The organism is Pseudophaeobacter sp. A-200-2 (assembly GCF_041008815.1).
Lineage (GTDB): Bacteria > Pseudomonadota > Alphaproteobacteria > Rhodobacterales > Rhodobacteraceae > Phycobacter > Phycobacter gallaeciensis_A.
Genome location: NZ_JAXGFU010000006.1, coordinates 111,126 through 129,271 on the forward strand (window position 1 = coordinate 111,126; position 18,146 = coordinate 129,271).

15 protein-coding genes are annotated in these 18,146 nt (G+C 62.3%); 9 read left to right on the forward strand and 6 right to left on the reverse strand.

The genetic code is table 11. The features are described from left to right. The 5 genes from SM766_RS10785 (at position 1) to SM766_RS10805 (ending at position 5,523) form a co-directional block, all read left to right on the forward strand. Positions 1-1,341: a lyase family protein gene (locus tag SM766_RS10785; RefSeq protein WP_368947777.1), complete on the forward strand. Its 1,341-nt coding sequence runs from the start codon at positions 1-3 to the stop codon at positions 1,339-1,341. A gap of 105 nt (positions 1,342-1,446) precedes the next feature. Further along, on the forward strand, positions 1,447-2,646 hold the full coding sequence (locus SM766_RS10790) for a TCR/Tet family MFS transporter (RefSeq protein WP_368947778.1): 1,200 nt from the start codon (positions 1,447-1,449) through the stop codon (positions 2,644-2,646). Between the two features lie 106 nt (positions 2,647-2,752). Beyond that, the gene (locus SM766_RS10795) at positions 2,753-3,847 is read left to right on the forward strand and encodes a Zn-dependent alcohol dehydrogenase (RefSeq protein WP_368947779.1); all 1,095 of its coding nucleotides are present in this window, start codon (positions 2,753-2,755) and stop codon (positions 3,845-3,847) included. 29 nt (positions 3,848-3,876) lie between these two features. Then, complete coding sequence (locus SM766_RS10800) at positions 3,877-5,109, forward strand: mandelate racemase/muconate lactonizing enzyme family protein (protein WP_368947780.1); 1,233 nt, start codon at positions 3,877-3,879, stop codon at positions 5,107-5,109. Positions 5,110-5,214: 105 nt separating this feature from the next. After that, positions 5,215-5,523 (forward strand): metalloregulator ArsR/SmtB family transcription factor, encoded by a 309-nt coding sequence (locus SM766_RS10805; protein WP_335645308.1) that lies wholly within the window; start codon positions 5,215-5,217, stop codon positions 5,521-5,523. Between the two features lie 289 nt (positions 5,524-5,812). Here SM766_RS10805 and SM766_RS10810 read toward each other — a convergent pair whose 3' ends face one another. Together SM766_RS10810 and SM766_RS10815 are read right to left on the reverse strand one after the other, a co-directional pair. Further along, positions 5,813-6,661 (reverse strand): fumarylacetoacetate hydrolase family protein, encoded by an 849-nt coding sequence (locus SM766_RS10810; RefSeq protein ID WP_368947781.1) that lies wholly within the window; start codon positions 6,659-6,661, stop codon positions 5,813-5,815. A 36-nt stretch (positions 6,662-6,697) separates the two neighbouring features. Beyond that, a complete protein-coding gene (locus tag SM766_RS10815) occupies positions 6,698-9,694 on the reverse strand; it encodes an ABC transporter transmembrane domain-containing protein (protein ID WP_065272302.1) in 2,997 nt (998 codons plus the stop codon). Positions 9,695-9,936: 242 nt separating this feature from the next. On the opposite strand from SM766_RS10815, the gene SM766_RS10820 reads away from it, so the two are divergent. Further along, a complete protein-coding gene (locus tag SM766_RS10820; protein WP_274829523.1) occupies positions 9,937-10,284 on the forward strand; it encodes a DUF3307 domain-containing protein in 348 nt (115 codons plus the stop codon). Between the two features lie 12 nt (positions 10,285-10,296). Here SM766_RS10820 and SM766_RS10825 read toward each other — a convergent pair whose 3' ends face one another. Next, positions 10,297-10,755 carry an Lrp/AsnC family transcriptional regulator gene (locus tag SM766_RS10825; RefSeq protein WP_065272301.1) on the reverse strand — a complete coding sequence of 153 codons (459 nt, stop codon included), beginning with the start codon at positions 10,753-10,755 and terminating at the stop codon, positions 10,297-10,299. Between the two features lie 145 nt (positions 10,756-10,900). Between SM766_RS10825 and SM766_RS10830 the strand changes: the two genes are divergently transcribed. Beyond that, positions 10,901-14,323: an indolepyruvate ferredoxin oxidoreductase family protein gene (locus SM766_RS10830; RefSeq protein WP_368947782.1), complete on the forward strand. Its 3,423-nt coding sequence runs from the start codon at positions 10,901-10,903 to the stop codon at positions 14,321-14,323. Positions 14,324-14,626: 303 nt separating this feature from the next. Beyond that, complete coding sequence (locus SM766_RS10835; RefSeq protein WP_065272300.1) at positions 14,627-15,064, forward strand: response regulator; 438 nt, start codon at positions 14,627-14,629, stop codon at positions 15,062-15,064. A 25-nt stretch (positions 15,065-15,089) separates the two neighbouring features. On the opposite strand, the gene SM766_RS10840 is transcribed toward SM766_RS10835, so the two are convergent. After that, positions 15,090-15,755 carry a TetR/AcrR family transcriptional regulator gene (locus SM766_RS10840; protein WP_065272299.1) on the reverse strand — a complete coding sequence of 222 codons (666 nt, stop codon included), beginning with the start codon at positions 15,753-15,755 and terminating at the stop codon, positions 15,090-15,092. A 351-nt stretch (positions 15,756-16,106) separates the two neighbouring features. Here SM766_RS10840 and SM766_RS10845 point away from each other — a divergent pair, with 351 nt between their 5' ends. Continuing rightward, positions 16,107-16,589: a GNAT family N-acetyltransferase gene (locus tag SM766_RS10845; protein WP_368947783.1), complete on the forward strand. Its 483-nt coding sequence runs from the start codon at positions 16,107-16,109 to the stop codon at positions 16,587-16,589. Positions 16,590-16,676: 87 nt separating this feature from the next. Here SM766_RS10845 and SM766_RS10850 read toward each other — a convergent pair whose 3' ends face one another. Both SM766_RS10850 and SM766_RS10855 read right to left on the reverse strand, forming a co-directional pair. After that, a complete protein-coding gene (locus SM766_RS10850) occupies positions 16,677-17,306 on the reverse strand; it encodes a glutathione S-transferase family protein (RefSeq protein ID WP_368947784.1) in 630 nt (209 codons plus the stop codon). 75 nt (positions 17,307-17,381) lie between these two features. Beyond that, complete coding sequence (locus SM766_RS10855; RefSeq protein WP_368947785.1) at positions 17,382-17,876, reverse strand: class I SAM-dependent methyltransferase; 495 nt, start codon at positions 17,874-17,876, stop codon at positions 17,382-17,384. Positions 17,877-18,146 lie beyond the last annotated feature (270 nt).

An 18,146-nucleotide genomic window follows, 5' to 3' on the forward strand; every position in this document is an offset into this window, starting at 1 on the left:
ATGGCCGGATCGGTCTTTGACAGCCAGCTTTATGGCGATCTTTTCCCGGCGGGCGATGCTGCGCGCCTGTTCAGCGACAGCGCCGAAATCCGCGCCATGCTGCTGGTCGAGGGTGCGCTGGCCAAGGCGCAGGGCGCGGCGGGCGTGATCCCTGCCGACAGCGCCGCCGCCATCCAGCGGGCGGTGATGGAAGTCGCGCTAGATCCCGGTGCGCTGCGCAAGGCCACCGGACAGAACGGCGTGCCGGTGCCCGCACTGGTCGCCGCCCTGCGCAGCGAGATGAACGCGCCGGAACATGCGCAATACGTGCATTGGGGTGCCACCTCGCAGGATATCATGGACACCGGCCTGATGCTGCGGCTGCGGCAAGTTCTGGCAGCGGTTGAAACCGATCTGAAAGCAGCGCTGACGGCGCTGGCCCGACTGGCCAAAGACCATGCCGAGCTGCCGATGCCCGCCCGCACCTATGGCCAGCATGCCACCCCGACCAGTTTTGGCTCCGTGGTCTCCGCCTGGGGCGCGCCACTGATCGCGCTTCTTGAAGAGCAGCCCGCCTTGCGTCAGTCCTGCCTGCTGGTCTCACTCTCTGGTGCTGCCGGAACTGCCGGGGCGCTGGGGCCCGAGGCGCCGCAGATCCGCACTGCCCTGGCCGAAGGCCTGTCTCTGGGCGATCCCGGACGCAGCTGGCACAGCGACCGAACCCCGGTGCTGCGCCTCACCGACTGGCTGGTGCGGGTCAATCTGGCGCTTGGCAAGATGGGTGAGGATTGCATCGCGCTGGTGCAGACCGGCATTCAGGAAATCCGCCTTGGCGGCGCAGGTGCCTCATCGACCATGCCGCAGAAACAGAACCCGGTTGCACCGTCAGCGCTGGTGGCGCTGGCGCGGCAGGGATCGGGGCTTCTCTCGGTCCTGCACGGCGCCGCCATGCAGCAGCATCAGCGCGACGGTGCCGCCTGGTTCACCGAATGGATGTGCCTGCCACAGATCGTGCTGGGCGCGGCCAGTGCCGCCGCCATGGCCAAGGAGCTGAGCGCCGGGATCACCCCCAACGCCGATGCCATGGATGCGGCGCTCGCCAGCGGTCTGGACATGATCCACGCCGAGGCGCTGAGCTTTGCCCTCGCCGCCAGCATGCCCCGACCGGAGGCGCAGGCCGCCGTCAAAAAGCTCTGCCTGGAGGCCAACGAGACCGCAACGCCACTCAGCACCCTTGCAGCGCGCACCTTTGCCGATCTGGACACAGAGGCACTGTTCGATCCGGTCCGGCAACTGGGACATGCCCCGGCGGAAGCCTTGCGTTTTGCCGAAAAAGCCGCCGAAATCTGCGGCCAGAATTAACCGGCAAAGAGACATCAGGATGCGGCGCGGGAAAGACGGTTTGGCAGAGGCTGTGCCCGCGTTCATGAAACGCAGGCACAACAGACGCGGGGCGGTGCCCTTCTGATGCGCCTGCCGCTGGTTTTTGTTCTGCTGACCGTGATGATCGATGCCATGGGCATCGGTCTGATCATGCCGATCATGCCCAGCCTGATTGTCGAGGTGCAGGGCGGATCGCTGGCAGATGCGGCCATCTGGGGCGGCGTTCTCAGCACCGTCTTTGCCGTGATGCAATTCCTGTTCAGCCCGGTGCTGGGCTCCTTGTCAGATGCAATTGGCCGCCGTCCCGTGCTGCTGGTGTCGCTATTCGTGATGGCGCTGGATTATCTGGTGATGGCATTGGCGGGGTCCTTGTGGCTGCTGCTGGCCGGACGCCTCATCGGCGGTATCACCGCCGCCACCCACTCCACCGCAGGCGCCTATATCGCCGATATCTCGAAACCGCATGAAAAGGCTGCGAATTTTGGCCTCTTGGGCGCGGGCTTTGGCGCTGGTTTCGTGCTTGGTCCGCTGATCGGTGGTCTGCTTGGCGAGATGGGCACCCGGGCGCCCTTTTATGCCGCCGCCGCCCTGTCAGCGCTGAACTTTGCCCTTGGCTGGTTCGTGATGCGGGAAACGGTCACCGACAAGACCCGCCGCGCCTTTGACTGGCGCCGCGCCAACCCCTTTGGCGCCTTTCGCGCCATGGCCCGCATTCCTGGTATTGCCAACCTTCTGTGGGTCTATTTCCTCTATTCCGTGGCGATCTACGTTTACCCGTCGATCTGGTCCTATTTCACCGCCGAACGGTTTGGCTGGGACACCAAGGTTATCGGCGTGTCACTGGCCATCTACGGCGTCTCGATGGCGCTGGTGCAGGGCTGGCTTTTGCGCCACTGCGTGCGCTGGTTCGGCGAGCGACGCACCGTGCTTTGGGGGCAGATCTTCGACTTTGTCGCCTTTGGCATTCTCGCCTTCATCACCAGCGGGTCGCTGGCGCTTGCGCTGATCCCGGTCTCGGCCCTTGGCGCGGTGGTGCAGCCCGCATTGCAGGGGATCATGTCCCGCGCGGTGGACGACAACCAACAGGGGGAGCTACAGGGGGTGATGACCGCCGTACACGCCCTGTCGATGATCATCTCTCCGATGATGATGACGCTAACCTTTGCCCATTTCACCCGCGCCGAGACCGCCATCTACCTGCCGGGGGCGCCGTTCCTGCTGGCGCTGGTGCTGATGTTGGGTGGGTGTCTGCTGTTCTTGCGCGCCAGCCGTTCCCACACGTAAACGCGCAATCTCCCCTGCAACTCTCCTCTTGCGACAATCAACTGTCCGGGTCACCGTGCGGAAAATGCACGGTCTAAAAAACACGGGCCAACGGGGAGAACGCACCATGCAAACCATCAAAGCCGCCGTCTGCCACGCCTTCGGCAGTCCGCTTGTCATCGAGGAGATTCAGCTGGCCGCCCCGCGCATGGGCGAGGTCGAGGTGACGCTGGATGCGGTGGCCATCTGCCACAGCGATATTTCCTATGCCGAAGGCGCCTGGGGCGGTCACCTCCCTGCCGTCTATGGCCACGAGGCGGCCGGAACGATCACCGCGGTTGGCGGCGGCGTCAACGGATTTGAAGTGGGGGACAGCGTTGTCGTCACCCTGATTCGCGCATGCGGCACCTGCCCCAGCTGCGCAGGCGGCAAGCCGACGATCTGCGAAACGCCCTATGACGGGGTTAAAAACGGCCCCCTCACCACCGCCGATGGCGGCCCGCTGGAACAAGCCATGGCTTGCGGTGCCTTCGCCGAAAAGGTGGTGGTCGATCAGCGCCAGATCGTGAAGATCCCCGACACCATGGCCAAGGATGTCGCCTCGCTGATTTCCTGCGGGGTGATCACCGGCGTTGGTGCCGCGGTCAATGCCGCCGGTCTGCGCCCTGGGCAGGACGTGGTGGTAATCGGCGCCGGCGGCGTTGGCCTCAACGCCATTCAGGGCGCCCGCATCGCAGGCGCCCGCCGCATTGTCGCCGTCGACATGAGCGAGGAAAAGCTGGAGGTTGCCAAGGAATTCGGCGCCACCCACGGGGTGCTCGGCAGCCAGGCCTCACCCTGGCGCGCCGCTTACAAAGCGCTTGGCGGCAAGGGGGCCGATGCGGTGCTGGTCACTGTAGGCGCCATCCCCGCCTATGATCAGGCCGTGCGCTATCTGGGAAGGGGCGGCAAGGCGGTGATGATCGGCATGCCGCATTCCGGCCAAAAGGCGGAATACGAGCCCGTCGTAATGGCCGCCATCGGTCAAGGCATGGTCGGCTCCAAGATGGGCGATGTGGTGATCCAGCGCGATATCCCCTGGATGATCGACCTTTACGATCAGGGGCGGCTCAAACTGGACGAGCTGATCTCCGGCCGCTGGCGCCTTGACCAGATCAACGAGGCCATCGCCGATACCAAGACCGGCTCAGCCCGGCGCAACGTCATCCTCTTCAACCACTAACGGCTGCCGCAGCCCAAAGGAGTCCTCCCATGAAGCTGCAGAACCTCGACATCATCGTCACCGCACCGCCTGCCCCGGGTTGGGGCGGGCGCTACTGGATCCTCGTTAAAGTGACCACCGACACCGGGATCACCGGCTGGGGCGAATGCTATGCCGCCTCGATCGGGCCGGACGCCATGAGCCATGTGATCCGCGATGTCTTTGACCGGCATATGGCGGGCGAGAATCCGGAAAACATCGAGCTGATGTTCCGCCGCGCCTATTCCTCGGGTTTTTCCCAGCGTCCCGATCTGACGGTCATGGGTGCCTTTTCCGGCTTGGAAATCGCCTGCTGGGACATTCTGGGCAAGGACAGGGACCGCCCGGTGCATGCACTGCTCGGCGGGCGGATGAACGATCGCATCCGCGCCTATACCTATCTTTATCCGCTGCCCCATCACGACATCGCCGCCTTCTGGACCTCGCCCGATATGGCCGCCGAAAGCGCCACCGAAATGGTGCTGAGGGGCTATACGGCGGTGAAATTTGACCCCGCAGGCCCCTATACGATGCGCGGCGGCCATATGCCCGCGATGCGCGACATCAGCCAGTCGGTCGCCTTTTGCAAGGCGATCCGGGAGGCGGTCGGCGACCGTGCGGATCTGCTGTTCGGCACCCATGGCCAGTTCTCGACCGCAGGCGCCGTACGGCTGGGCCAGACGCTGGAGCCCTATTCGCCGCTGTGGTTCGAAGAACCCACGCCCCCCGACAATATCGAGGACATGGCCCGCGTCGCCCGGCAGGTGCGCATCCCGGTTGCCACCGGCGAGCGGCTGACCACCAAGGCCGAGTTTGGCGCGGTGCTGCGTGCGGGCGCTGCCGAGATCCTGCAACCGGCGCTGGGACGGGCCGGCGGCATCTGGGAGATGAAGAAGGTTGCCGCCATCGCCGAGGCCTTCAACGCGCAGATGGCGCCGCATCTTTATGCTGGGCCGGTGGAATGGGCCGCGAATATACATCTGGCGGCCTCGATTCCGAATATCCTGATGGCCGAAACCATCGAAACCCCCTTCCACGACGCCCTGATCAAAGGGGCGATCCGCGTCGAAGAAGGCTTCATCCGGCCGCCCGAGGCCCCCGGTCTGGGCATCGAGGTGGACGAGGATCTGGCCCGCGCCAATCCCTTTACCGGTGATGATCTGCACCTCAACATGCAAGAGGCGCCCTGCGACTATGCCAAGGGAAATGCCTTTGCCGGAGGCGCCCCGCCGCTGCCCGAGTGACTCTGTTTCATCGATGGCTTGTGCAACAGGGACAAAATGGGGCATTATACGGTCCATCATTTATCGCAGGACCCCGGACACGTGACCATTCAGCATCCCGATACGATGTCGCCGGATACCCCGATCGACATGGCCCAGCGCGCCGCCGATGCCGCGTCTTTCCTTAAGACGCTGGCCCATGAAGGGCGGTTGATGATCCTGTGCCATCTCGGCACCGGTGAGAAATCCGTCGGCGAATTGGAAGCGCTGCTGAATATGCGTCAGGCCGCCGTCAGCCAGATGCTGGCGCGACTGCGCGACGAGGGGCTGGTCGAAACCCGCCGCGACGGCAAGACGATCTTCTATTCCCTGAAGGACCGGAACACCGAAGAGATCATCGCGCTGCTCTACCGCCAGTTCTGCGGCCCGGAATAAGCACCCACTGCGCCCGGCACCGAGCGGCCCACAGACGTCTCCATTCCAAGACTACACCGGATCAAACCCGCTGGGTTTGAGACCCACGGCACCTGACCCCGTTCGACAAGGACGCGGGTGCTCCCGTGCCTGTCAGATCCCTTGCCTGCGGCAAAGCCCCAGACACGCTTTGGGCGTGGCGCGGCTTCGCCGCGCCACGCCCAACTGGCACAGGGCATTCCCTGAATGGCCGAAACCAGGCGGGAGTGCCCCGCCTGCCTTTCAATGGTGGTTTCTCAGAACGCCCGGATCAGTCGTCCGCACGCACGGTCTGCCGTTGACGGCCCAGACCTTCGATTTCCAGCTCCATCACGTCGCCCGGTTTCAGATAGATCGGATCAGGCTTGATCCCCATGCCGACGCCCGGCGGGGTTCCTGTCGCGATCACATCGCCCGGATGCAGGGTCATCAACTGACTGAGGTGGGCAATGATTTCCGCCACCGAGAAGATCATCTTGCCGGTGGTGCCACTTTGCATGCGCTGACCGTTCACATCGCAGGACAGCGACAGGTTCTGCGGATCGGCAACCTCGTCCCGGCTCACCAGCCAGGGGCCGATCGGACCAAAGGTGTCACAGCTTTTGCCCTTGGTCCATTGCCCGGTCAGCTTGATCTGGAAATCCCGCTCGGACACATCGTTGACCACGCAATACCCGGCCACATAATCCAGCGCGTCTTCTTCGCTCACGTATTTGGCGGTCTTTCCGATCACCACGCCCAGTTCGACCTCCCAGTCGCCGGCGACCGAGCCGCGCGGCAGCACCACATCGTCATTGGGGCCGACAATGGCCGAGGTCGCTTTCATGAACAGGATCGGATGTTCGGGGATCGGCATCCCGGCCTCTTCGGCGTGGTCCGAATAGTTGAGACCGATGCAGAGGAACTTGCCCACGCCGCCGACGCAGGGCGCCAGGTCCACATCGCCTTCGACCACTGGCAGGGCCGCCACATCCAGTGCCGCCATCTTCGCCAGCGCGGCATCATCCAGGGTTGCGCCTGTGATATCCTCTACATGATCCGACAGATCGCGGACCGTTCCATCGGCCGCCAGCATCCCCGGACGCACAGTGTCTCCCACGCGATATCGCAGCAGTTTCATTCTATTCTTCCCGTCTTGTTGGTTGTCTTCGTCAGATCAGCTCGACACGTAGCCGGCCACCACCTGCAACAGCTTAAAGGCCGTCGCGGCGTCGTTTTCCACCACGGCGAGGAACTCTTCCTCGCCGATACGCAGACAGGTCAAATCCGTCTGCGCGATCATGCTGAGCGCACGGGGCTCCTTGCGGATCAGCCCCAGTTCCCCGACCAGCCGCCCCGGGCCAACCGTGGCAATCAACCGGTCCTCTTCGCCATCCTGTGGCAGGAACAGCCCCGCTTCGCCTTCGGTGATCATATAGGCACCGTCGCTGGCATCGTCGTCTTTCAAAAAGACCGCATCGCCCGCCTTGGCCTCGTACCAGCGCGCGCCAAAGGCCAGCAGCCGCAGCTGACGCCGGTTGAGACCTGAGAAAAGCTCTGATTGTTCCAGCGCCCGCAGTTTTCGCGCCAGATCCTGGCTGGCGGCGCTGTCGGCCACGGCGGCCTCCTGCATCTGGTCGCTGACCAGCCGCCCCTGGCGCAACTGGTAGAAAACATCGAAGACTTCGGAGCGTTCGAAATCGCTGTCGAGATAGACCAGCGTCGTCTCCGGCAGCAGCTTGCGCAGGTTCTTGTGCACCGAAACGCGGGTTTCCAGATCGTAACTCGCCAGCGCCGATTCCAGGATCAGGATATCGGGCCGTTTGATCGTCGCACGGGCAAAGGCCAGCGGTTCGGCAAAACTGGCAGGCAGGCCCTGCCCGCCCAGCGCCACCGGCAGATCAAAGATCAGTTCGACCACCATGTTGCGGGTGCCATTTTCCACCAGCACGTCCGACACCAGCTTGCGCAGCTCGTCACCGCGGGCGCCGGCAGTATCGGAGATCTTGCCGAACATGGCGTTCTCCATCACCGTCAGACCGGGAGCAAAGCTGCTGTCGTCGATACGGACAAAGATGTCCTCAAGCGTTTCCATCAGCTCGTCCGCGTGGCTACGGCGGAACTGCAGGATGCGGTCCTGCATTTCCTGACTGAAGGCCGGGCCGATCTGCTCGGCTGAGATGCTGAAGGGCACGATCAGCATCTGCGCCAGCTCGTCCCGGTCCAGCGCATCGACGCCCTTGCTGCGGGTCTTGTCCACCAGCGCAAGCGCCGCCTCATAGGCCGACGGTTCCAGCCCCAGTTTGCGGAACAGCGGATGGCCGGTACCATCGATACCAAAGATCTGCCGCAGCATGTCCACCACGTCCTGTGTCAGCGTCACAAGGTCGGTGTCCAGCTTCAGCTCGCGCAGCCGGTCCAGAAAATTGACGTGGCGTTTCAGCACCGCTTCGGTGATCGGCTCGCGCAGGGTGGCATACAGCAGGTTTTCCGCCACCGGCAGCGCAGGGTTATAGCGGTCTGGTGCAAAGAAATGCGCTTGCGCCTCCAGTCCAGCCTTTTCAATGGCCGCCTGCACCTTGGGGCGCAGCTCGATCAGGCTGGCGGTCAGGCGCGGATGCGCGTTGCTGTCGAATTTCTGGTCCATGCCGCGCCGGAACAGGGCGGTATCGGTGCCGATGCCCGACACCAGTTGCACCCACCAGTCGCGCAATTCCGCCTCGGTCGAAAAACCCGCAAGCGATGGGTCCAGCCAGGCCGCATCGTAGGGGTCGGGACTGTTGCCCGCCCTCAACGCCGCATCCAGCTGCAACATGTCGCGGGCCTCACCCTGCGGGCGTTGCCGCATCGGCATCATGACGTTGTCCCCGAAAGAGCCCCGAAACAGAACCGGCCGCGAGGTCGCATGACCGATGCGCGAAGCAACGATGGCCTGATGCACCTCGCGCAGATCAAAGGTTGCGACCGTCACGGCGCCCGCCGCAGGCAGCACTTCACGGGTCAGCAATTCGGCCATGGCGCGGCGGTCTTCCTCGGACGGGGCGGCAATGCCGATGACCTTCCCGGCAGGCAGCGTGGCGGTAAGATCCTCCAGCACAAGATTGCCATCGGCGTCGCGCACGCTGACGTCTTTCAGCTCGATATCGCCCTTGAGGCGCGGAATATCGTCAGGTTCGCCGGTCATCAGCGCTTCATCGACCATGCCCGGCGGCGCGAAACGTTCCAGGATCACCTCCCAGCGCAGCGACATGTCCTGCGTCTGGTTGTAATAGGTCAGCAGTTCCTTCCAGGGCGAGGCGATATCCTTGTACGCCGCCAGCGCCGCCACCAGCGCGCCCAGCGACACCTTGCCCTGCAGCACCAGAAAGCCGCCCACGGCGTAAAAGAAGAATGGCGTCAGCTGGGTGATGAAGTTGTTGAGGAACTTCATGAAGAATTTTTTCTGGTAGATATCGAAACGGATATCATAAAGCCGCCCCAGCCGGTCGGTGATCACCGCCATCCGGTAGCGCCAGCCGCCATTGATGCGCAGCGTGGCGGCACCTGCTGCGCTTTCGCCGATTTCCGAGGCCAGCGCCCGCACCTCTTTGATGCGTTCCTTGTTCAGAAGGTTGATGCGCCGCTGCAGCATCGGGATCAACCAGCCCTGAAGCGGGATCAGTGCCACGGCGGCCAGACCGAACCAGAAGCTTTGCACAAACAGGAAATAGAGGATGGTCAGCATTTGCCCGGCCTGCAACACCGGCTGGCTGACGGCATCGCCCATCAGACCGCCCATCGGCTCGGATTCCGATGTCACCATCGACACCAGTTCGCCCTGGCTGACCCGTTCGAAATAAGGCTGCGGGAACCGCAAAACGCGGGCGATCAGCTGATAGCGGAACCGGCGCAACATCCGTTCGGCCAGAACCCCCTTCATGGTGTTGATCCGCATTTTCAGCAGACCGTGCATCAGCACCGACACCAGAAAGGCCACACAAAGAATCCACAGGAAAGTCAGCTTATCGAAGGAATACCCCAACACCGCAATCGTGTCGGTCTCGGCACCAATGGCATCGTTGATAATACGCTTGGGCAGTTCCAGTGTCAGGTACAAAAGCGGAAACAGGCAGGCCGTGACCACCAGAAGCACGAGCTGATCACGTTTGGAATACTTCCAGATAAAACGGAACAAAGAACGTTCTATGAGACAGCTCCGGATAGGCGTCTGAAATTCGGTACAGCATATGCCTAGCGCGGTTTACCTGTGACAGGCAATGGCAACTGCACCAAAGCCCGTTTTGGCCTGTCGTCGCGGCACTAGGGCACGCAGCATTTGCCATGGCGGCAAAAAAACGTAAGGTTCCCGGACAGTATAGATGACAGGGGACTGTTTTGCCGGAGCATACCGGAACATTATTGCTGCTGCTCTGCCTGATGCAGGTCAAACATATGTTCGCAGATTTCTTTCTGCAGACACCAAAGATGCTGTCGGGGCGCGGCGAATACCTGCACAGCGGTCGTGCGCAGCATGCCGGAGTTCACACGCTGGGTTCCATTCTGGTCTTCGTGCTGATGGGCGCGCCCGTCCTGTTCATCCTGATCACCTGCGTGCTGGAATGGATCGTGCATTTCAACATCGACTACTGCAAGGCGCGCTATTCCGACAGCAAGCAACTGACGCCGCAGCAGGCGGCTTTCTGGCGCGCTGCCGGTACCGATCAGGCGCTGCACCAGCTGACCTATATCGCCATGGCCGCCGCTTGGCTGAAATACGCGACCTAGGGCACAACCGGCCTAAGGTACAACCGGTCTGTCCCGCTTGATCGTGCGCAGGACCACGTTGGTCTGGGCGCTGGCCACCGCAGGCAGGCGGAACAGGAACTCTTCCAGAAACCGATTATAGGCCTCCAGATCCGGCGCCAGAACCCGCAGGTGATAATCCGACTGGCCGGTGGTCGCAAAACACTCCTGCACCAGCGAATTGTTCTCAACCGCGCGGATGAACTCCTTCAGCTTTTCCGGATCATGCCGCGTCAGCTGCACATGCACCATGGCGTGAAAGCCAAGCCCCATGGCCGCCGCATTCACCACCGCGCCATAGCGTTCGATCACACCGGCCTCTTCCAGCGCGCGCACCCGCCGCCACAGGGCAGAAGGAGACATGCCTACCGCCTCGGCCAGATCCGCATTGGAAATACGCGAATCCTCCTGCAACAGGGTCAATATACGGCGGTCGCGGTCGTCCAGCTTCATTGTAACGGTTATCCAGTTCAAAATAGCGATCAACACCGGTTAATTTATCCACAAATTGCCAAAACGCCAGTAGATGCGGCAAAATTTTCCGCCCTAAATGGATTATCCTTTCGCGATCACAGACTATCCGCGCGAGGACTCCCCGATGACCAAGCTGAGCCACGACTTCCGCAGCTACCAGCTCGATGACCGTTACGAGATGACCAAGGGCCGCGTGTTCCTGACCGGCACGCAGGCGTTGGCGCGGATCATGCTGGACCAGTCCCGCCGCGATCAGAACGCCGGGATGAACACCGCCGGTTTCGTTTCGGGCTATCGCGGCTCGCCTCTTGGCGCCGTCGATCTGGAATTCTGGCGCTCTCGCAAGCGGATGGAAGAGGCCAAGGTCAAATTCATGCCCGCCGTGAACGAGGATCTGGGCGCCACCGCCGTTCTGGGCGCGCAGCAGGCGGTTCTGGATCCCCATTGCGAGGTCGAGGGCGTCTTTTCCATGTGGTACGGCAAGGGGCCGGGCGTCGACCGTTCTGGCGATGCACTGAAGCATGGCAACGCCTATGGATCGTCCGAAAAGGGCGGCGTGCTGGTGGTGGCAGGCGATGACCACGGCTGCGTCAGCTCCTCGATGCCGCACCAGTCGGACGTGGCCTTCATGGCCTGGTTCATGCCGGTGCTGAACCCGGCGGATGTCTCCGAATTCCTGACATTTGGCGAATACGGCTTTGCCCTGTCGCGCTATTCCGGCACCTGGGTCGGCTTCAAGGCCGTGTCGGAAACCGTGGAAAGCGCGCGGTCCGTGGAATTGCAGCCGGACCGTGAATTTGTTCTGCCCGAGCTGCCGCCCTACCCCGGCGGGCTGCACATCCGCCGCGCCGATCTGCCCTCGCCCGAGATCGAAACCCGCATACAGGCCAAGATCAAGGCGGTGCGCACCTTTGCCGAGGCCAACCCGATCGACCGGCGCATCTATGACGTCGAGGATGCCAAGTTCGGTTTCGTCACCACCGGCAAGGGGCATCTCGACCTGATGGAGGCGCTGCGCCTTCTGGGTCTGGACGAGGCCGCCTGTCGCCGACTGGGTATCGACATCTACAAGGTAGGCATGGTCTGGCCGCTGGCCCGCCCCGAGGCGCTGCGCTTTGTGAACGGCAAGGAAGAGGTACTGGTCGTAGAGGAAAAACGCGGCATCATCGAAAGCCAGTTCAAGGAATATTTCTACGACTGGCCTGGCGACAAACCCAAGAAAATGGTCGGCAAATACGACAGCGCGGGCGAGCCGCTGATCCCATGGACCGGGGAACTTAGCCCGCTGATGCTGGCGCCCATCGTCGCCGCGCGTCTGGATGCCTTCTTCCCGGAAGAAAACCTGCCCGCCAAGGCCGCCGCGCTGACCGCTGAGCCGCCCAAGCTGATCAACGTGCCCGGCGCCACCCGCACGCCCTATTTCTGCTCGGGCTGCCCGCACAACACCTCGACCAAGCTGCCCGAGGGCTCCAAGGCATTCTCCGGCATCGGCTGCCACGTCATGGCCAGCTGGATGGACCGGGAAACCGCAGGCTATGCCCAGATGGGCGGCGAAGGTGTGCCATGGGCGGTGGCCTCGCAGTTCAACGGCGGCAAGCATGTGTTCCAGAACCTGGGCGAAGGCACCTGGTATCACTCGGGCAGCCTTGCGATCCGGCAGGCGGTCGCGGCAAAAACCAACATTACCTACAAGATCCTCTATAACGACGCGGTCGCCATGACAGGTGGTCAGCCGGTGGACGGGCCGGTCAGCGTTTCGGGCATCGCCCAGACCTGCCGCGCCGAAGGCGTGGACCGCATCGCACTGGTCTCGGACGATATCGGCAAGTTCAACCACGCCGATTTCCCCGCCGGAACCTCGTTCCACGACCGGGGCGAAATGGACGCGGTACAGCGCGAGTTGCGCGAGATCCCCGGTGTCACCGTGCTGATCTATGAACAGACCTGCGCCACCGAGAAACGCCGCCGCCGCAAGCGCGGCAAGATGGAAGACCCGAAGAAATTCGCCTTCATCAACGATCTGGTCTGCGAAGGCTGCGGCGATTGCTCGGTGGAATCCAACTGCCTGAGTGTAGAGCCGAAAGAGACGCCCTTTGGACGCAAGCGCAAGATCAACCTCTCCTCCTGCAACAAGGATTTCTCCTGTCTCAACGGCTTTTGCCCCAGCTTTGTCACCGTTGAGGGTGGCGAGCGGCGCAAGAAGCAGCCCGCCGGTCTGGATGCAGACCAGCTGACGGCCCGCCTGCCCGCCCCGGACCTTCCCTCCCTCGCCGAGCCGTTCGATCTGCTCGTCACCGGGGTGGGCGGCACAGGCGTTGTGACCGTCGGCGCGCTGATCACCATGGCCGCGCACCTTGAGGGCAAGGGATCCAGCGTGCTGGACTTCACCGGCTTTGCGCAGAAATTCGGCACCGTCCTCAGCTATATCCGCCTGTCGAACGCGCCCGAAACGCTGAACCAGGTGCGTATCGATCAGGCCGCCGCCGATGCGGTGATCGGCTGCGATGTGGTGGTGTCCTCCGCCCCCAAGGCCTCGGCCCATTATCGCGCGGGCACCAAGGTGGTGCTGAACCGCGCCGAAATGCCCACCGGCGATCTGGTGCTGCGCCGCGATGCCGACCTGATGACCGGTCTGCGCGAAAAGGAGATCGAGGCGGTGGTTGGCGCCCAGAACCTATCGGGCTTCAATGCCAACGAGGCGGCCGAGGCGCTCTTGGGCGATGCGGTTCTGGCCAATGTGATGATGCTGGGCTTTGCCTGGCAAAAGGGGCTGGTGCCGGTCAGCGGTGCGGCCCTCAGCCAAGCAATCGAACTCAACGGCGTGGCCATCGACAAGAACCACCTCGCCTTTGCTATCGGTCGCGCCATGGCGGTGGATCCCGCGCTTGTCAGCCAGTTCTACGACGAAACCCCGGAAGAGGCTGAAACGCTGGAGCAGATGATCGACCGGCGCGCGGCCTTCCTGACCGAGTATCAGGACGCTGCCTATGCAGAGCGCTACCGCAACATGCTGGACCGGCTGCGCAGTTCCCTGCCTGCGGACGTGCAGGACGATCTGGTGACGCGCGCGGCAAAGTCGCTGTTCAAGCTGATGGCCTATAAGGATGAATTCGAAGTCGCCCGCCTGCTGACCGCAGACAGTTTCAAGGAGCAGATCGCGTCGGAATTCGACGGCAACTATTCAGTCAAATACCACCTTGCCCCGCCGCTGCTGGCGCGTGGCAAGGACAGCCGGGGCCGCCCGAAGAAAAGCGCCTTTGGCGCCTGGCTACGCCCGGCCTTGTCGGTGATGGCCAAGGCCAAGGGCCTGCGTGGCAGCGCGTTCAACCCCTTTGGCTATCACGCCGAGGCCCGCCTGCACCGCGACCTTCTGGACTGGTACGAGGCGGCGATGACCAAGGTCGCACGTGCCTATGGCGCGGACCGGCACGACACCTGCGCCGACATCCTGGCAGCACCGATGGAGATCCGGGGCTATGGCCCAGTCCGCATGGAGGCCGCCGCCAAGGTGCGCCAAGTGGTCGACCAACAGCTCGGCCAGCTCTGAGTGCCGTCTCTCCCGATCAAGGGCGCGCCTGCCTCTGCGCAGCGCGCCCTTTTTTGATCCAAAACTCTTGCTTATCCAGCACAGCTTTCCACTGCCCCGGATTGAAAACGCCTCTCCCATCGGGCTGCACAGTGCGACCGATTGCGGCCAGTGCCGGATTGGCAATTGTAAAAGTAGCCACAGAAATGCATAATTTTCGAACGATGGGTGACTTCGTTCCGATAAGGACGCAACGCGCCTTGGGAAACCGGCCAAGCAGTGCCGGGACACGCACACCAGACGGTTCGGAAAGGGCCTGCCTGTATGCCAACTGAAATGAACATCCTTCTGGTCGAAGACAGCGACCTGGATGCGATGATCCTGGAACGTACTTTGAAACGGCTTGATCTTCCGGCAACCGTCGTGCGGGCGCGTGACGGCGTCGAAGCACTGGATATCCTGGCGGGCACAGCCCCGGGAATATCAATCGAAAGCCCGTTCCTTATCCTGCTGGATATCAATATGCCGCGCATGAACGGCCATGATTTTCTGAGCGCCCTGCGCGCCAACCCGGACACGGCAGATCAGATCGTCTTCATGTTCACCACATCAGACAATCACGCGGACATTGCCGAGGCTTATAAGCACAATGTCAGCGGATATTTCATCAAGCCCCAAGGTGCGGCCGAGCTGAAGACGCTGCTGACCTCTCTTTTCCGGTTTTGGGAGATTTGTCAGCCGCCTGTGCCCAGCCCCGCCTAGGCGATGGCCACCGGACCCGGCTGCTTCAGACGTCCCAGTATCTTTCCGTGTAGACGGCGAATTCTTCCAGCTCCTCCGGCAGGGGTTCTTTGCCGGTGAAGACCCGCAGGTAATGAGGCGTCATCTGCAACCGTTCCTTATGGCTCTCGTTCGGCTCCGCCATGTCATAGCCAAGCTGCATGTAGTAAAGAACCTTGGCCCGGGTCTTTGCCTCCAGCTCCGGATAGCCATAGCGGGAGAACATGTCGCTAAGCGCTTTCACCCGCCGTGCATCGGAACGGTCCAGCAGGCTGCGCACCTTGCCCGAGCGCCGCGCCCAGTCCCGCACCGCGAAATCGAGCGCGGTATTGAACAGATCCGGGTTGGCAATGCAGTGAAAGACGTTCAGCACCGCACCCGTGATCGCGGCGGCAGGGGCTTCGGTCTGGGCAACCATCGCGGCGGTATTGGTCTGCTCCCACGTCTGCAACAGCGCATCCAGCAGATCCTGCCGCGATTTGAAATACCAGTAGAAGGAGGAACGCGACACGCCCATGCGCTCGGCCAGGGCCAGCACCTTGACCTGCTCAACCCCGTGGCTGATCAGCACATCCATCGCCACATTCAGCCAGTCGGCCCGGGTAACCTTGACGTTGCCGGTCAGGGGTTCGGCGGTGGGATCATCCCGGTGCAGGATCGGTTTGGGGGGCATGGACAGAACACCTCGTGACGTGCGCCAATCAGGGCACCAAACATCCTGCGGCGCCCACCGCGCCTTGTCCACCGCATTTGACGGTGTTGCGACATTTGTCTCAGTTTAAGGCCAGGGCACCTGGGCTCTCGAAATCGTGTCCGTCCATCGCGCGGGCCCGCACCGCCTGCAAATGAACGGTCATTGAGCCCCCACATTATGTATGCGAGCCTTCACGCTGAGACGGTTTCGAAGGTGACATGAAATGAGCAATGCCTGCACAGTGCGATGCTGCGAGAACATCCGCGGTCATGCCATCTGCCACCGCAAGGGAAACGAGACTACCCGCCCGATTGCCTTGGAGAAAAACCAATGAGCGTGACAGTCCGAGCGTTCAGGGCAGAAGATGCAGAGGCGTTCCGCACTCTTCACCGGGCCTGCCTCGCGTATTACCAGATTGCCCCGGCCACCCATGATCAAGAAGAGCGGGTGCTTGCACTGCTCCGCGCCGAAAGGCACATGGCGTGCCATCTGGCCTTTGATGGCACCCAGCCCGTCGGGTTCGCCACATGGGGACTAAGCTTCCCGGCAGGCCCGGGCATATCGTTGGTGATGAAAGAGTTATTTGTTTCACCGAGCGCACGACAGAAAGGTGTCGGAAAAGCATTGTTATCCGCCCTCATCGATGTGGCACGTCGCGAGGGCTGCACCCGTTTTGACTGGGCCACAGACGGCACCAACGAAGGTGCCCAACGATTCTACAAGGCGCTTGCAGCACCGAAAATGGCAAAGCAGAGTTATCGCGTAACCGACACGGAATTTGACGCTTTTCAAGCGCGAATAGGGCGCAAGTAGCGCGTGATTAATTCTGATATTGGCTCCGAACTCGGGCTGTCAGGACGTGCCATCGCTGCGCGCGACCTCCTCCTCTGCCCTCCCGGCCTACAACTGCGAACTTGGACGCTCCCGAATGGCCTCTTGCCAGGCCAGCGTGGCCGTGTTGGCTTCGGGCACGCGCATCTTGATCACGCGAGCAAAATCAACAAAGACGAAGGCCGAGATATCCGCCAGCGTGAAATGATCAGTGGCAAGGAAGGGGCTGTCCTGCAGACGCTCTTCCAAGAGATCAAAGAACCGTGCAGTCCGCGCCTGTCCGCGTTCGGCCAGCTCAGGGATCTGGGCATAGTGATCAGGGCCCGGAATGGCGCGGTTTTCAAACGCCGGGTGGCTGTTGCGCAGCGCCTCGGCCACGGGGGCACCGCCCTGCTGTTCCACGATGGCATTCCACATCAGCACCAGGCCTTTTTCATCGGCGGTGCGTCCCATCAACGGCGGTTCCGGATGCGCCGCCTCCAGATAGGCGGCAATGCCAAGGTTCTCGGTCAGGACAGTGCCCGTATCAGTGACCAGAACCGGGATCGTCGCGCGCGGGTTCACCGCCAGAAAGGCCGCGTCCAGCTGCTCACCCTTGGCGATGGAAATGTCATGGGTTTCAGGGCTCAGCCCTTTCTCCGCAAGAAACATCCGCGCCCGACGCGGGTTCGGCGCGGTGGAGCAATCGTAGAAAATCATGGCGGCCTCCCTCTGTTACTGCCAGCCTAGGGGCAGGGCAGCACGTGAGGCCAGCATGACGGAGCGTCGCGCGGATCAGGAGTCGCGGCGGTAGATGAAGCAGCGCCCCTCGACCGCGTCCGGCGGCAGGGGCATTTCGCGCAAGCTGTCAAAATACATCCGGTCCGAGGACACCATCATGCCGCCCACCGCCAGCAGCGGTTCGATGAGCGGCGACACCAGCCGGGCAAAGGCATCGTTCTTGGCGCGGTTGTGACCGCCCAGATCCGCGTGGATCAGACTGGCGGTCGCACCGAACCGTTCCACGGCTGCCGGTAGCGTTTCACGCACATCGCCAAGGATCGTCAGATCCTCGGGCGGGGTGCTGTCAGGATGCGAGGCAACAGCGCGTTCGAAGACATAGATATCCCGGCCGGTGATATTGTGCTTCATGTGGTGGTAGGTGCGCCCGTTCCCAAGCCCCAGCTCAAAGACCGGGCCGCTCATACCAGCGGTTTCGGCAATGGCGTAATCCAGACAGGCACGCTGGGACACCATGCGATCGATAAAAAGGTCCAGACGGGTGATCATGTTACGGTCTCCTTGCACGCCATGGCCGCACGGCGGCCAATCCCGTGCAGATGTGTCAGACTTTTACGCAAATGTGTAGCGAATAGCGAAAACGGCTCGAGCGCCTTCACAATTGCGTAAAGACCCCACCGGCGCGTCATATTTCCCGCATCTGGGGCTGCTATCTGCGAATGGGGTTTGACTAGTGCCCGTAGGCCGCGCGATGGTGGGGAAAAAAACAGGGAAACGGGAAGATCATGAAGAGACATCACCGGACCTCAGACGGGTTGA